General features: G+C 66.4%; 12 protein-coding genes. 7 read left to right on the top strand and 5 right to left on the bottom strand.

Features of this window, described 5'->3' with window-relative positions:
* Positions 1-157: 157 nt before the first annotated feature.
* Positions 158-469, top strand: coding sequence for a PilZ domain-containing protein (locus IE113_RS04110; RefSeq protein ID WP_229822163.1), 312 nt, complete (start codon positions 158-160; stop codon positions 467-469).
* Between the two features lie 135 nt (positions 470-604).
* Here IE113_RS04110 and IE113_RS04105 read toward each other — a convergent pair whose 3' ends face one another.
* The 3 genes from IE113_RS04105 to purF form a co-directional block, all read right to left on the bottom strand.
* Positions 605-964 (bottom strand): PilZ domain-containing protein, encoded by a 360-nt coding sequence (locus tag IE113_RS04105; RefSeq protein WP_189539158.1) that lies wholly within the window; start codon positions 962-964, stop codon positions 605-607.
* An 83-nt stretch (positions 965-1,047) separates the two neighbouring features.
* The gene (locus IE113_RS04100) at positions 1,048-1,761 is read right to left on the bottom strand and encodes an SDR family NAD(P)-dependent oxidoreductase (protein ID WP_189539157.1); all 714 of its coding nucleotides are present in this window, start codon (positions 1,759-1,761) and stop codon (positions 1,048-1,050) included.
* Positions 1,758-3,230 (bottom strand): amidophosphoribosyltransferase, encoded by a 1,473-nt coding sequence (gene purF, locus IE113_RS04095; RefSeq protein WP_189539156.1) that lies wholly within the window; start codon positions 3,228-3,230, stop codon positions 1,758-1,760. The genes IE113_RS04100 and purF overlap by 4 nt, the downstream gene beginning before the upstream one ends.
* 213 nt (positions 3,231-3,443) lie before the next feature.
* Here purF and IE113_RS04090 point away from each other — a divergent pair, with 213 nt between their 5' ends.
* The 6 genes from IE113_RS04090 (at position 3,444) to IE113_RS04065 (ending at position 11,547) form a co-directional block, all read left to right on the top strand.
* Positions 3,444-4,685: a lipoprotein-releasing ABC transporter permease subunit gene (locus IE113_RS04090; RefSeq protein WP_189539155.1), complete on the top strand. Its 1,242-nt coding sequence runs from the start codon at positions 3,444-3,446 to the stop codon at positions 4,683-4,685.
* Positions 4,678-5,352, top strand: a complete 675-nt coding sequence (locus tag IE113_RS04085) for an ABC transporter ATP-binding protein (RefSeq protein ID WP_189539154.1) — start codon at positions 4,678-4,680, stop codon at positions 5,350-5,352. Before IE113_RS04090 ends, IE113_RS04085 begins: the two co-directional genes overlap by 8 nt.
* On the top strand, positions 5,349-5,828 hold the full coding sequence (locus IE113_RS04080; protein ID WP_189539153.1) for a glutathione peroxidase: 480 nt from the start codon (positions 5,349-5,351) through the stop codon (positions 5,826-5,828). The genes IE113_RS04085 and IE113_RS04080 overlap by 4 nt, the downstream gene beginning before the upstream one ends.
* Positions 5,829-5,893: 65 nt before the next feature.
* Positions 5,894-9,361, top strand: coding sequence for a DNA polymerase III subunit alpha (gene dnaE / locus IE113_RS04075; protein WP_189539152.1), 3,468 nt, complete (start codon positions 5,894-5,896; stop codon positions 9,359-9,361).
* A gap of 76 nt (positions 9,362-9,437) precedes the next feature.
* Complete coding sequence (locus tag IE113_RS04070; RefSeq protein ID WP_189539151.1) at positions 9,438-11,027, top strand: long-chain fatty acid--CoA ligase; 1,590 nt, start codon at positions 9,438-9,440, stop codon at positions 11,025-11,027.
* Positions 11,028-11,139: 112 nt separating this feature from the next.
* On the top strand, positions 11,140-11,547 hold the full coding sequence (locus IE113_RS04065; RefSeq protein WP_189539150.1) for a DUF1330 domain-containing protein: 408 nt from the start codon (positions 11,140-11,142) through the stop codon (positions 11,545-11,547).
* A 139-nt stretch (positions 11,548-11,686) separates the two neighbouring features.
* Here IE113_RS04065 and IE113_RS04060 read toward each other — a convergent pair whose 3' ends face one another.
* Positions 11,687-12,763, bottom strand: coding sequence for a PA0069 family radical SAM protein (locus tag IE113_RS04060; protein ID WP_189539149.1), 1,077 nt, complete (start codon positions 12,761-12,763; stop codon positions 11,687-11,689).
* 48 nt (positions 12,764-12,811) lie between these two features.
* Entirely contained in the window at positions 12,812-14,563 is a 1,752-nt protein-coding gene (locus IE113_RS04055; RefSeq protein ID WP_189539623.1) for a lytic transglycosylase domain-containing protein, read from the bottom strand.
* Positions 14,564-14,601: the final 38 nt, after the last annotated feature.

Genomic DNA, 14,601 nt, shown 5'->3' with positions numbered 1-14,601 from the left:
CATTGAAAATCCGGCAAGGGCGCGCAGCCAATGCGCGCCCTTGTTGCGTTTTGAATCGCTAAATTGCTGTGCAATGGTGATAATCTTGCGTTAACAGCCCCTTTACCGGTCATTGGCAAATTCGGATCCTGACAGAGGCAGGCATTCGGTGGCCACAATGGCATATGCAGGTGAACCGGCATTTCAGACCACAGGCGGGCGGCGCACTGATCGTGCTCCGTTCGAAGCAGCGGTTGTGTTCCGTGCGGGCACGCGCAAGGCAACCGTCAAGGTCCGCGACATTTCCACGCTGGGCGCGCGGGTATCGGGGGTTTACCTGGTCCACGAGGGCGACCGCTTCTTCCTGACCCTGCCGGGCCTGGAATCGATCGAGGCGCGCGTGGCCTGGGTCACGGAATTCGAATTCGGCTGCGAGTTCATGAAACCGTTGAACCCGGTGATCCTGGAGAACCTGATGCGCCGCCATTGAGGTGCCGCACCCGTCGGGCGCGAGTTCCCGCCCGGCCAACGGTTCGCTCCGGGGGGAGCGCGATCCGTGCTTGACTGACCGGACGGGAACCGCCGGGGGGCTCACATGATCCTAGGCAAGCGGGCTCACATGATCCTAGGCAAGCGGGCGATACGCCGTTTCCGGCCGCCAGCGCATCAGCAGGTTGTCCAGCACGATCGGGCTGAGCATCTGGTTGAACGCGCAGCCGACCAGGCTGTTGTCCCACCAGATCACTTCGCCCTGCAGGGATTCCAGCCCCGGCAGCGTCAGCCAGCAGACCGTGCCCGGCGTGATCCGGTTGACCGCCGCAGCGCAAAAGCCGCTGAGCGACAGATCGTGCACCACCGACTGGAATCCGCGCCCGCCCGACATGCGCAGCGTTGCGGGGATCGAAATGCGGGTGCGCGGCGCGCAGCGGTCTTCCTGCGCTGCGGTGAAATAGGGATCTCGCGTCTGGATCAGGTAATCACTCATCGTCTGCAACCCCTGCTGCTTTGCTTGCCACTGTCTTTCCCGACAGCCTTTGCAAAGTATCGCGCTGTCTGGTTGCGACGAATTTATGAAGACTGGTTAACCCGTTCGCGGTGCGGGCTGGCGAATTGTTCACCAAGCAGGGTTACCATCCGCTCCGCCACGACCGACGGCAGCTTCACCGTCTGCGGATCTTCGCCCGGATAGGCCTTGGCGCGCATCGCCGTGCGGGTCGCGCCCGGATCGATGATGCCCACGCGCACCTTGCCGGCATTGCGCACTTCCTGCGCATAGCAATCGACCAGCGTTTCGGCGGCGGCCTTGCTGGCGGCATAGGCCCCCCAGAACGCGCGCGGGGCGGTGGCGACGCTGGTGGTCAGGTACAGGAACCGCGGATCGGCGGCCTTGCGCAGCAGCGGATCGAACTGCGCGATCAGGGCCTGCGTGGCGAGGACGTTGATCGTCAGCGCCTTGGACAGGGTGGACTGGTCGATCGCGGTGACCGGGGTCAGCTGGGGCAGGGTGGCGGCGCAGTGCACCAGGATGTCGAGTGCGCTCCAGCGCCCGGCAATGGCCTGCGCCAGCCGGGCAATCCCGTCCGCTTCGGCCAGGTCGACCGGCGCGATGGTGGCATGGCCGCCGGCGGCGAAAATCCGCTCCTCGACCGCTTCCAGCGCGCGGGTATCGCGGCCGGTCAGCACCACGTGCGCGCCTGCCGCAGCCAGCGCCTCGGCCGTGGCCGCACCGATCCCTCCGCTCGCCCCGGTGACGAGCGCGACTTGTCCGGCCAGATCGGTCATGCGACCTGTCCGACCGGCAGGGTCAGCTGGTCGGCAGCGTTGTCACGCTCGGCCAGGTCGGTCAGGCTGGTGGGATAGTCCCCGGTGAAGCAGGCGTCGCAATGCTGCGGGCAGGCGGCAGAACGCTGCCTTTCCCCGACCGCGCGATACAGACCGTCGATGGAGACGAAGGCCAGGCTGTCGGCATGGATGAACTGCGTCATTTCCGCGATGTTCATCCGCGCGGCCAGCAGCTTGGAGCGTTCCGGCGTATCGACGCCATAGAAGCAGCTGTGCACCGTGGGCGGGCTGGCAATGCGCATGTGCACTTCGGCCGCGCCCGCGTCGCGCATCATCTGCACGATCTTCATCGAGGTCGTGCCGCGCACGATCGAATCGTCGATCAGCACGATCCGCTTGCCTTCCACCAGCGCGCGGTTGGCGTTGTGCTTGCGCTTTACATCGGCGTGGCGCGCGCCGTCCGACGGCTGGATGAAAGTGCGCCCGACATAGTGCGAACGGATGATTCCCAGGCCAAAGGGAATGCCGCTCTGCTGGGCATACCCGATCGCCGCGGGCACGCCGCTGTCCGGCACGGGGACCACCAGGTCCGCCTCGACCGGGGCCTCGATCGCCAGTTCCGCGCCGATCTGGCGGCGCACTTCATAGACGGAATTGCCACCCATGACCGAATCCGGGCGGCTGAAATAGACGTGCTCGAAAATGCAGGGCCGGGCAGAGGTTTCGCCGAACGGGCGGTGGCTGGTGATCCGGCCATCGGTGCGCACTTCGACGATTTCGCCGGGTTCGACCTCGCGCACGAATTCCGCGCCGACCACATCGAGCGCAACCGATTCGCTGGCGAACACGGTGGCATCGCCGATCCGGCCCATCACCAGCGGGCGGATGCCCAGCGGGTCGCGGCAGGCGATCAGGCGCTTGGGCGTCATGCAGATCAGCGAATAGGCCCCTTCGATCATGCGCAGCGCATCGACGAAGCGGTCCAGCAGCTTGTGGAATCGGCTGGTCGCGATCAGGTGGATGATGACTTCGGTGTCCGACGTCGACTGGAAGATCGAACCCTTGGACACCAGTTCGCGCTTCAGCGTCATCGCGTTGGAGATGTTGCCATTGTGCGCGATGGAAAAGCCGCCCGCCGCCAGATCGGCGAACAGCGGCTGGATGTTGCGCAGCCCCGATCCGCCAGTGGTGGAATAGCGCACGTGGCCCGATGCGACCGAGCCGGGCAATTGTTCGAAGATGCCGTTGTCGGAAAAGACCTGCGCGACGTGGCCGATGCCCCGGTGCGCATAGAATTCGCGGCCATCAAGGCTGACGATGCCGCAGGCTTCCTGCCCGCGATGCTGGAGCGCGTGGAGCCCCAGCGCCGTCATTGCCGCCGCATCACGCGCGCCAATGACGCCGAAAATGCCGCATTCCTCGCGGAGCTTGTCGCCATCCGCGTCGAAAAAGGGGTGTGTCACGTTCATGAGGATTCGCCCGGCCAGTGCTGGCGCCGCTTTGGCCCCATGCGCGTTGGAAAGCAAGGGTGAGGGAAAGCAAGGGCGGGGGAAAGCAAGGCCGCTGGAAACGAGTGCTCCGGAACCAAGGCCGGAAACAAGGGGGGCATTGCCCTGCGCGGCCGATCCCCCTAAATCCTCGGTCCTGCCCCGCGCGCCGGGCCAACCTGACGGGACCGAAGCTTGATCCTGACCCCTTTCGAATGGACGATTGCCAAGCGTTACATGCTGCCCGGACGGGGCGAGGCCTTCATTGCGCTGGTCGCCGGCATCAGCCTGGTCGCGGTGGCGCTGGGCGTGGCGGCGCTGGTCATCGTGATGAGCGTGATGAACGGCTTTCGCGCCGAACTGTTCGACAAGATCGTCGGCCTGAACGGCCATGCCATCGTTCAGGCCTATGGCGGGCGGCTGGATAACTGGCGCGAAGTGCTGGCCGACGTAAAGGCCACGCCCGAAGTCACCAGCGCATCCCCGCTGATCGAGCAGCCCCTGCTGGGCAGCTTCAACGGCCGGGTCGAGGCGGTGTTCGCGCGTGGCAACACGCAGGAGGACATTCAGCGGCTGGGGCCGAAAGTGATCGCGGGCGCGCTTTCCCCGCTCCAGGCCGATGCGGGCAAGGTCGCCGTGGGATCGCAGCTGGCGCAGAACCTGGGGCTGCGGGTGGGCGATTCGATCACCATCATCAACCCGCAGGGCCGCTCCACCCCATTCGGCACGGTTCCGCGCGAAATTGCCTATGAAGTGGCCGCGATCTTCGAGATCGGGGTCTATGATTTCGACGAGCGCTTCGTCGTCATGCCGATGCGTGATGCGCAGACGCTCCTGCTGGCGGGCGACAGCGTCGGCATGATCGAAGTGCAGGTGACCGACCCGGACCGCGTGTCCGAAATCCTTGCCCCCGTGGCGCAGAAGCTGGCGGGGCGGGCCGTGGTGACCGACTGGAAGACGATCAACGCCAGCCTGTTCGAGGCGCTGGCGGTGGAGCGGGTGGCGATGTTCGTCGTCCTTTCGATCATCGTGCTGGTCGCAGTGTTCAACATTCTCTCGTCGCTGATCATGCTCGTGCGGGCCAAGACCCGCGACATCGCGATCCTGCGCACGATGGGCGCATCGCGGCGCAGCCTGCTGAAGATCTTCGTGACGGCGGGCTTCCTGATCGGCGCGCTGGGGACGTTCACCGGGCTGGGGCTGGGCTTCATCTTCCTCTATTTCCGCCAGTCGGTGGTGCGCGCGGTGGAGTTCGTCACCGGGCAGAACCTGTGGGACCCTTCGATCCGGTTCCTGACCGAGCTGCCCAGCCGCTCCGACCCGGTGGAGATCGCCATCATCTGCATCATGGCGCTGCTGTTCAGCTTCCTCGCCACGCTCTACCCCGCGTTCAAGGCGGCGAGCACCGATCCCGTGCAGGTGCTGCGTTATGAATGATCCCGTTGTCCAGCTGACGAACCTGACCCGCAGCTTCGAACAGGGCGGGGTGCGGATCGACGTGCTGCGCGGCGTCAACCTTGCGGTCCAGCCCGGAGAGATCGTCGCGCTGTTGGGGCCGTCGGGGTCGGGCAAGTCGACCCTGCTGCAAGCCGTCGGGCTGCTGGAAGGCGGCTTTGGCGGGCGGATCGACATTGCCGGGACCGATGCCTCCGCGCTCGATGGCGATGCGCGCACCGCGCTGCGGCGCGACCGGGTGGGGTTCGTCTATCAGTTCCATCACCTGCTGCCCGATTTCACCGCGCTGGAAAACGTCGTCCTGCCGCAGCTGGTGGCCGACAAGCCGCTCGCCGCCGCGCAGGACCGGGCGCGCGAATTGCTGGGCGCGCTGGGGCTGGGGCAGCGGCTGGACCACCGGCCGAGCCAGCTGTCGGGCGGTGAGCAGCAGCGCGTCGCCGTTGCCCGCGCGCTGGCCAACAAGCCCGCGCTGGTGCTGGCGGACGAGCCGACCGGCAACCTCGACGAGGCGACCGCCGACAAAGTGCTTGCCGAGTTTCTGAAACTCGTGCGTGATGAAGGCAGCGCGGCGCTGGTCGCGACCCATAACGAACGGCTGGCGCGGTCGATGGACCGGGTGGTGCGGCTGCATGAGGGAGTGCTGGAATGAAGACGATTGCCGATTTCAAGGCTAAGCTGCCGGGCGGGGAAACGCTCGACCTGTCGGAAAAGGCGGGCAAGGTGCTGCTGATCGTCAACACCGCCAGCAAGTGCGGCTTCACCCCGCAGTATGAAGGGCTGGAAGCGCTCTATCGCAAGTATGCGGAGCGCGGCTTTGAAGTCATCGCCTTTCCCTGCAACCAGTTCGGCGCGCAGGAACCCGGCAATGCCGAGGAAATCGCCAACTTCTGCAGCCTGAAGTACGACGTCACCTTCCCGCTGATGGCCAAGATCGACGTCAACGGCGACAAGGCCGATCCGCTGTATGACTGGCTCAAGGCCGAAGCGCCGGGGCTGATGGGGACGAAGTCGGTCAAGTGGAACTTCACCAAGTTCCTGATCGACCGCGACGGCAAGGTGGTGCGCCGCTATGCCCCGACCGACAAGCCCGAAGCGCTGGAACGGGACATCGAAGCGTTGCTCTGAAACGCTGGGGAAAAAGCGGCGCGGCGGCACTGCCCGAATCGTCGATTGCGGCCTAGGCTGCCGCGATGGCCTACGCTCCCTTTGTCCCCTTGCGCGTCTTTTCCAGCTACTCGATGCTGGACGGCGCGATCGATCCCAAGGCGATCGCCAAGCTGGCCAAGGAGCGCGGCTTTCCCGCCATCGCGATGACCGATCGCAACGGGCTGTACGGCGCGATGGCGTTTGCCTCGGCCTGCAAGGATGCGGGCATCCAGCCGCTGGTCGGCACCTATCTGGCGGTGCAGCGCGAAAGCGGCGGGCCGATCGACTGGCTGGGGCTGATCGTGCAGAACGACGCGGGCTGGCTGAACCTGTGCCGGCTGGTCAGCCGCGCGCACCTGGACCGCCCGCTGGAACTGGACCCGCACGTCACGCTGGCCGATTTCGCTGGCCACAGCGACGGGCTGATCGCGTTGACCGGCGGCGGGGAGGGCGCACTGGCGCGGCTGCTGGCCGAGGGGCGGCACGAGCGGGCCGAGGCCTATGCCGAAAAGCTGGAAGTACTGTTTCCGGGGCGGCTTTACATCGAGATCGTCCGGCGCGGCGAGGCGGTTGAGGAGGCTTCGGAAGAGGCGCTGATCGACCTTGCCTATGCCCGCAATCTGCCGCTGGTCGCCACCAACCCGGCGCAGTTTGCGGAAGCCGGATTCCACGCCGCGCACGATGCGATGCTTTGCATTGCCAATTCGACCCATGTCGACGCGGCGGAGCGGCCGCGCTCCATGTCCGAAAACTGGGTGAAACCGGCCGAGACGATGGCCGAATTGTTCGCGGACCTGCCGGAAGCCACCGCCAACACGCTGGTCATCGCCCAGCGCTGCGCGTTCTCGCCGCCGAAGCGCAAGGCGCTGCTGCCCAGCCTCGCGGGCGACAAGGAAGGCGAGGCCGCGATGATGGCCGAGCATGCCCGCGCCGGTCTGGAACGACGGCTGGCCCCTTATGGCGAGCTTTCGACCGAGGAGCGGCAGGTCTATTTCGACCGGCTGGATTTCGAAGTCGGCATCATCACCCGCATGGGGTTCTGCGGGTACTTCCTGATCGTGGCCGACTTCATCAAGTGGGCCAAGGACAACGGCATTCCGGTGGGGCCGGGGCGCGGTTCGGGCGCGGGCTCGCTGGTGGCGTGGGCGTTGCTGATCACCGACCTCGACCCGATCCGGCTGGGCCTGCTGTTCGAACGCTTCCTCAACCCAGAACGCGTCTCGATGCCGGACTTCGATATCGACTTCTGCGAAACCCGGCGCGGCGAGGTGATCCGTTACGTCCAGCAGAAATACGGCGCGGACCGGGTGGCGCAGATCATCACCTTCGGCAAACTCAAGGCCCGCGCGGTGCTGCGCGACTGCGGGCGCATCCTGCAGATGAGCTATGGCCAGGTCGACCGGCTGTGCAAGATGGTGCCCAACCATCCGACCGACCAGTGGACCGTCCCGCGCACGCTGAACGGCATGGCCGAGTTCAAGCGCGAATACGACAACGATCCCGATGTGAAGCGGCTGATCGATCTGGCGATCCAGCTGGAGGGGATGCCGCGCAACAGTTCCACTCACGCGGCGGGCGTGGTGATCGGTGACCGGCCGCTGGAGCAGCTGATCCCGCTCTACCGCGATCCGCGCTCCGACATGCCGGTGACCCAGTTCGACATGAAATATGTCGAGGACACGGGCCTCATCAAGTTCGACTTTCTGGGCCTGAAAACCCTGTCGGTGCTGCGCAAGGCGACCGACCTGCTGAAGCGGCGCGAGATCGACATCCAGCTCGACGCGCTGCCGTGGGATGACGCGCAAGTCTACGAGCTGCTGCAACGCGGCGACACCGTGGGCGTGTTCCAGCTGGAATCCGAAGGGATGCGCCGCACGCTGGCGGCGGTGAAACCGACCAACTTTGGCGACATCATCGCGCTCGTCTCGCTCTATCGACCGGGGCCGATGGACAACATCCCGCTGTTCGGGCGGCGCAAGAACGGGCTGGAAAGCATTGAATACCCGCACCCCAAGCTGGAAGGGATCCTGAGCGAGACGTACGGGATCTTCGTCTACCAGGAACAGGTGATGCAGGCCGCGCAGATCCTTGCGGGTTATTCGCTGGGCGATGCAGACTTGCTGCGCCGCGCGATGGGCAAGAAGGTCCAGGCCGAAATGGACGCGCAGCGCCAGCGCTTCGTCGATGGCTGCCGCGAGGTGTCCGGGATCGACAAGGCCAAGGCGAACGAGCTGTTCGACTTGATCGACAAGTTCGCGGGCTATGGCTTCAACAAGAGCCACGCTGCCGCCTACGCGCTGCTGGCCTATCAGACGGCGTGGATGAAGACGCACTATCCGCACGAATTCTATGCCGCTGCGATGTGCTTCGATATGCACCAGTCGGAAAAGCTGGCGGTGTTCGTGGATGACATGCGCCGGGCGGGACTGGCGCTGGCCGGGCCGGATATCAACCGGTCCGAGGCGGAATTCACCGTGGAGCGGACCGACGATGGCCATGCGGTGCGCTATGCGCTGGCGGGTATCCGCAACGTCGGCGAAAAGGCAATGGACGCGATCGTGGCGGAGCGTGAGGCGCACGGCTGGTTCAGCAGCCTTGAAGACCTGTTCCGCCGCGTGCCCAGTGGCAGCATGAACCGCCGCCAGCTGGAAGGGCTGGCCGCCGCCGGGGCGTTTGACAGCCTTGAGCCGAACCGCGCCAAGGTGCTGGCCAATGCCGACATGCTTCTGGCCGTCGCGGACGAGGCGGAGCGGACCCGCAGCAGCGGACAGGCGGGGCTGTTCGGCGGCGAGGATCACGCCGCGCCATCGCTGCGGCTGGTCGAGACAGAGGCGTGGAGCCGGTCCGAGCAGATGGCGAAGGAGCGCGAGAACTTCGGCTTCTATTTCGCCGCGCATCCCGTGGAACAGTGGCGCGCGGTGGCCTCGGCCAATGGCGCGCGGTCTTATGCCAGCCTGATGGAATCCGGCGTTGCCGGCGGGCGATCCGCCGCGGTGATGGCGGCGATGGTGGAAAGCGTCAGCAAGGGCAAGACGCGCAAGGGCAACGACTTTGTCCGCGCCGATTTCTCCGACAGTTCCGGCCAGTTCAGCGCCGCCTGTTTCGAGGAATCGCTGGTCGAACCGATGCTGCAATGGGCGCGCGAGGGCACGTGCATCCTGCTCAACGTCGAGCTTGACGCGCCCAGCCCGGACGAACCCCCGCGCGTGACCGTGCGCGGCGCCCGCCCGCTGAGCGAGGTCAAGAGCGCATCGAGCATGGTCCTGCGGCTGGATATCGCCCGGATCGACGCATTGCAGGAACTGGCCATGCTGCTGGTGCGCGGGGCCAGCGGGCGCGGCGAAGTGATCGCGCGGCTGATCACCGGACAGGAAGAACAGCCCACCTTCCGGCTGGGTACGGACTTTCAGCTGGATGGCGAGCTTGCAGAACGCTTGGCAAGCATCGAAGGGATTGCCAATGTGTCGCTGACGGCGCGGCGCGGGGCAAGCCACTTGCGGCTGGTCGCCTGATCGAACACACCTTGCCACGGGGCGAGCGCGGACGAACCGCGCCGGGCCTGCGGGCAAGCGCACATGGGAGTAGAGAATGCTGGGAGCGATGCAGGATTTCGACCTTCGGGTCACGCACATCATCGATCACGCCGCGCGTGAACACGGCACGCGGGAGATCGTGACGCGCTGGGCCGACGGCAGCGAATCGCGCACGACCTGGGCCGGGATCCGCCACGATGCGCTGCGCATGACGCAGGCGCTGCGCAAGCTGGGCGTGCAGGTGGGTGACCGGATCGCCACGCTGGCAATGAACCACAGCCGCCACCTGGTGTCCTGGTATGGCGCGGTGGGCGTGGGCGGGGTGCTGCACACCATCAACCCGCGCCTGTTCGACGACCAGCTGGAATACATCGCCAACCACGCCGAGGACCAGGTCCTGCTCTATGACAAGGCGTTCCAGCCGATCATCGACCGGATGAAGCCGCGCTGGACCACCATCCGCCACTACATCTGCTATGACGATGGCCAGTTCGAGGACTGGATCGGGGGCGAGGATGGCCAGACCACCTGGGCCACCGGGGACGAACGCGATCCGTGCATGCTGTGCTATACCAGCGGCACCACCGGCAATCCCAAGGGCGTGCTCTATCAGCATCGCAGCACGTTCCTGCACGCGATCACCGGGCTGCAGCCGGCGATCTTTGATTTCGATGCGCGCTCGGTCATGCTGCCGGTGGTGCCGATGTTCCACGCGGCCAGCTGGGGCCTGCCGTGGGGCGGGGCGGCTGCTGGCATCAAGTTCGTGTTCTCCGCCGTCAACGATGCGGCCGTGCTGACCGAGCTGATGAACCGCGAACGAGTGACGCACTCGGCCGGGGTGCCGACGGTGTGGCTCTCGATGTTCCAGCACATGGACGCGACGGGCGCGAGCCTGCCGACGCTGCGCCATGCGATCATCGGCGGTTCCGCCGCGCCGCGCTTCATGATCGAGCGGTTGATGAAGGCGGGCGTCAACGTGGCCCACGCCTGGGGCATGACCGAAACCAGCCCGATCGGCACCACCGGCGCCAAGACCCACGACTGGGACGATCTGCCATTCGAGCAGCAGGTCGACATCAAGCAGATGCAGGGCCGCGTGCCCTTCGGCGTGGAACTGCGCTGCGTCAGCCTGGATGGTCCCGGCGAAGTCCTGCCGCGCGATGGCAAGACCTCTGGCGCGCTGCAGGTGCGCGGGCCGTGGGTGATCAAGCGCTACTTCAAGGCGGACAAGGACGCGACCGACGCCGAGCAGTGGTTCGACACCGGCGACGTCGCGGTGATCCACCCGGACGGCACCCTGCAACTGACCGACCGGACCAAGGACGTGATCAAGTCCGGCGGCGAATGGATCAGCTCGGTCGAGCTGGAAAACGCCGCTGTCGGCCACCCCGCCGTGGCGGAAGCCGCCGCGATCGGCATCTATCACCCCAAGTGGGACGAGCGCCCGATTCTGGTGGTGGTGAAAAAGGCCGGGGTGGACGCCACTGCCGAGGAGATCCGCAATTACCTGGCGCAGCACGTCGCCAAGTGGTGGCTGCCCGACGCGGTGGAGTTCGTGGACGACATTCCCCACACCGGCACCGGCAAGATCAGCAAGAAGGACCTGCGCGACCGGTTCCGGGACTACAAGCTGGCCGACGCGTAACGCCCGAATGCTTCGTTCGTCATTGCGAGCGAAGCGAAGCAATCCAGGGCGTGCTTGGATCGCGCTGGATTGCCGCGCGACCTTCGGTCGCTCGCAATGACGAGGGAGCCTTATGACCGCCTATATCGATCCCGACCGCGCGAACTGGCAGGCCTTCAAGGACCTGCCGCGCGACACGCCGATCCACATGCTCAACCTGATCAAGTTTCGCGAGTTGGCCGAATACCCGGAAGGGCATCCCCTGCACGGCAAGGGACTGACCGGGCGTGAGGCTTACGCGATCTACAAGGAAGGGTTCCAGCGCGTGGTCGCGAACGATGGCGCGGCGATGGTGTGGGAAGCGCCGATGGAATGCACCGTCACCGGCCCGGCGGGCGAATGGGACGAGGCCTTCGTGATGGGATACCCGAACAGCGGCCTGTTCATGGCCATGGTCAAGAACGAGGAATATATCCGCGACATCGTGCCGCATCGCACGGCGGCTCTGGCGGACAGCCGGCTGATCCGGTTTCGGGGGTAGGGCAATCAGGTTTCGCTTTATCCAACCGTCATGCTGAACTTGTTTCAGCATCCATTTCTCGGTCCGCACTGTCCGTGCAGGCGGAGAGATGGACCCTGAAACAAGTTCAGGGTGACGAGTTGCCGGGGGCCGTAGTCAGTCAAAACAACCGCAATTGCCCGCCCGGTTCCGGCCGCACGAACCGCGTGCAATCCAGCGCGGGTTGATCGCGGTTGAGCCCCAGCCGCTGGCAGGCGAGGCGAAAGCGGGTGCGGAACACGTCGGCCCAGACGCCCCGTGGCTTCATTCGTTCGCAAAAGCGGCTGTCGTTGTCCTTGCCCCCGCGCACCGACTGGACGATGGCCATGACCTTGCCCGCGCGGTCGGGGTAGTGGACGCCGAGCCATTCGCGGAACAGCGGCGCGACTTCGTGGGGCAGGCGCAGCATGATCCAGCTGGCGGTCTGCACGCCCCGCGCGGCAGCGGCTTCGAGGATGCCTTCGATGTATGCATCCGTGATCGCCGGGATCACCGGGGCGACCGAAACGTGCGCCGGAACCCCCGCTGCGGCCAGTTGCGCCAGCGCGTCCAGCCGCTTGGCCGGGGCCGAGGCGCGCGGTTCCAGCAGGCCGGACAGGCGCGGGTCGAGACTGGTGACCGAGATGCTGACCGCCGTCAGGTTCAGCCGCGCCAGCTGGGTCAGCAGTTCCAGATCGCGCAGCACCCGCACGCTCTTGGTGGTGATCGTGACCGGGTGGCGCGTTTCCAGGCACACTTCCAGCACGGCGCGGGTCAGGCGGTAACGCGCCTCGATCGGCTGATAGGGATCGGTGTTGGTCCCCATCGCGATCGGGGCGGGCTTGTAGCCGGGTTTTGCCAGCGCCGCGCGCAGCAGCCGGGCGGCATCGGGCTTGGCGAACAGCTTCGTTTCGAAATCCAGCCCCGGCGACAGGTCGTGAAAGGCGTGGCTGGGGCGGGCATAGCAATAGACGCAGCCATGTTCGCACCCGCGATAGGCGTTGATGCTGCGGTCAAACGGAATGTCGGGCGAGCGGTTGAAGCTGAGGATCGAGCGCGCGCGTTCCTCCGTCACGGTGGTGCGCAGCTTGGGCGCGGGGCCGTCCACGCCACCCTGCGCGTCGAGCCAGTCCCCATCCGCCTCGCGCGCGGACAGGCCAAAGCGTTGCGGCACTGCGGCTGACTGCGCACCGCGCCCGTGGATGGGGTGGGGAATCATCCCCAAGTTAGAACATAAATAGAACATTGCCGCAAGCGCGGCGTGGCATCACCGCGTGCGCAGCACCGTGCCACTGGCCGACAGCCGCACCGCTTCCGATCCGGTCAGGCCGGGGAAGGTGGGCCACAACCCTTGCGCCAGCGCCATCCGGCTTTCCGACGGGCCGCCGGCCTGCCGTTCATACATCCAGTAATTGCGCATCACGATGTTCACGTAGCCGCGCGTCTCCCAATAGGGGACGCTTTCGATCCACAGCAGCGGATCGCCCTGATCACGGATTTCGGTCTGCCAGCGGCTGACCGGGACAAGGCCCGCGTTGTAGGCGGCCATGACCTTGGGCAGCAGCCCCTGCGTGGCGGGGCTGTCCTTCAGGCGTTGCAGGTGGCGCTGGCCAAACGCCAGGTTCACTTCCGGCTTGGCCAGATCGGTGGACGATCCCGACACGCCCAGCGCGGCGGCATGGTCGCGCGCGGCGGCGGGCATGATCTGCATCAGCCCCTTGGCTCCGGCTGGGCTGGTCACGGCGGTGCGGAAGATCGATTCCTGCAGCGCGTGGGCATAGACCAGCGCCGGATCGACGTTCCACCCGGTGGTCGGCGTCCACTTGGGCGTGGGGAAGCGCGCGGCGGGTTCGGCCTTGCCCCCGGCAGGCGCGTTGTAGGCCATCCACAACTGGGTCGAGGGCAGCCCCAGATCGCGCGCGAGGCGCGAAAGCGGCTGATACTGCGCGGACGATCCGATCCGTGCCTGATGGCGCAGCACTTCGTCCGCCAGCCCGTCGCGGCCCACTTCGGCCAGCCCCACGGCAACGCGGATGTTCGGCACGTCGCGCAGTTTCTGCCAGTCGGCCTGCGTGAAGTCGGGCGCGGTGTGGGTTTCGGGCAGCTTCATGCCGAGCTGTTCGGCGGCGAGCATGCCATAGAGCGTTTCGTCCATCCGCGCCGCGATCTTCAGCGGGGCGGCGGCGCGTTCCGGCTGGCGGCAGCGCACCAGCGCGCGGGAATGCCAGAAATGCGCGGCGGCGGTGAGTTCGGCATTGTCAGAGCTGCGGGCGGTGCGCTCAAACGCGTCGGCGGCCCCGGCGCAGTCGTTCAGGCGCCATGCGGCGAGGCCGGCTGTCCACAACCCTTCGGCCACCCACGGGCCGCTGCCATCGGCGGCGGTCTGCGCCAGCGCATAGGCATTGGCGTCGTCATTCTCGATGTAGAAACTCCACGCCACCTTGGCGCGCCATTCGGCCCGCGTTTCAAGCGAGAGCTGGGTGTCGATCCCGTCGAGCAGCGCCTTGGCCCCGGCGGGATCGTCGGCCTTGATCCTGGCCTGGATGCCGGCGGAAACCGCGGCGGGCATCGTGCCATCGTTCACTTCGCGCGGGCGGATGCGCTTGGCCCGGTTGGGCATCGACACCAGCCGGTTGGCGGACGGCAGCGCGGGCAGTTCAGCCACGCCGCGCTTGGCCGCCAGCGCGGCGATCTGCGTCGCTTGCGGCAGGTCGGTGCCGCGCGCCAGCCATTCGCTCAGCGGTCCGGCCTCGATCTTGGGTGAAGTGGGGGCCAGGAAGTATTCCGCGCGGGCAACCTGGTGCAGCGGGCCATCGGCCTTTTGCTCGAACAACGCTTGCACTTTGGCCCAGTCGGCCTTGTCGATCGCGGCGAACAGGTCCTGGTAATAGGTGCGCTCGTCCTGCGTCAGCAGGCTGGGCACGGCGGAGCGATTGGCGCGGCTGCGGAAGTAATCGACCGCCGCGCTGTTGGCCTGCGCGGCAACCGGCAGCAGGGCGGCAGCACTGGCCAGCGCCATCCCCAGAAGTCGTGCGTTCGCCCGCAATGTCACGTCCC

Origin of the sequence: Novosphingobium arvoryzae (genome assembly GCF_014652615.1) — a bacterium.
Classification (GTDB): domain Bacteria; phylum Pseudomonadota; class Alphaproteobacteria; order Sphingomonadales; family Sphingomonadaceae; genus Novosphingobium; species Novosphingobium arvoryzae.
This window is presented reverse-complemented; position numbering and strand designations above follow the sequence as displayed.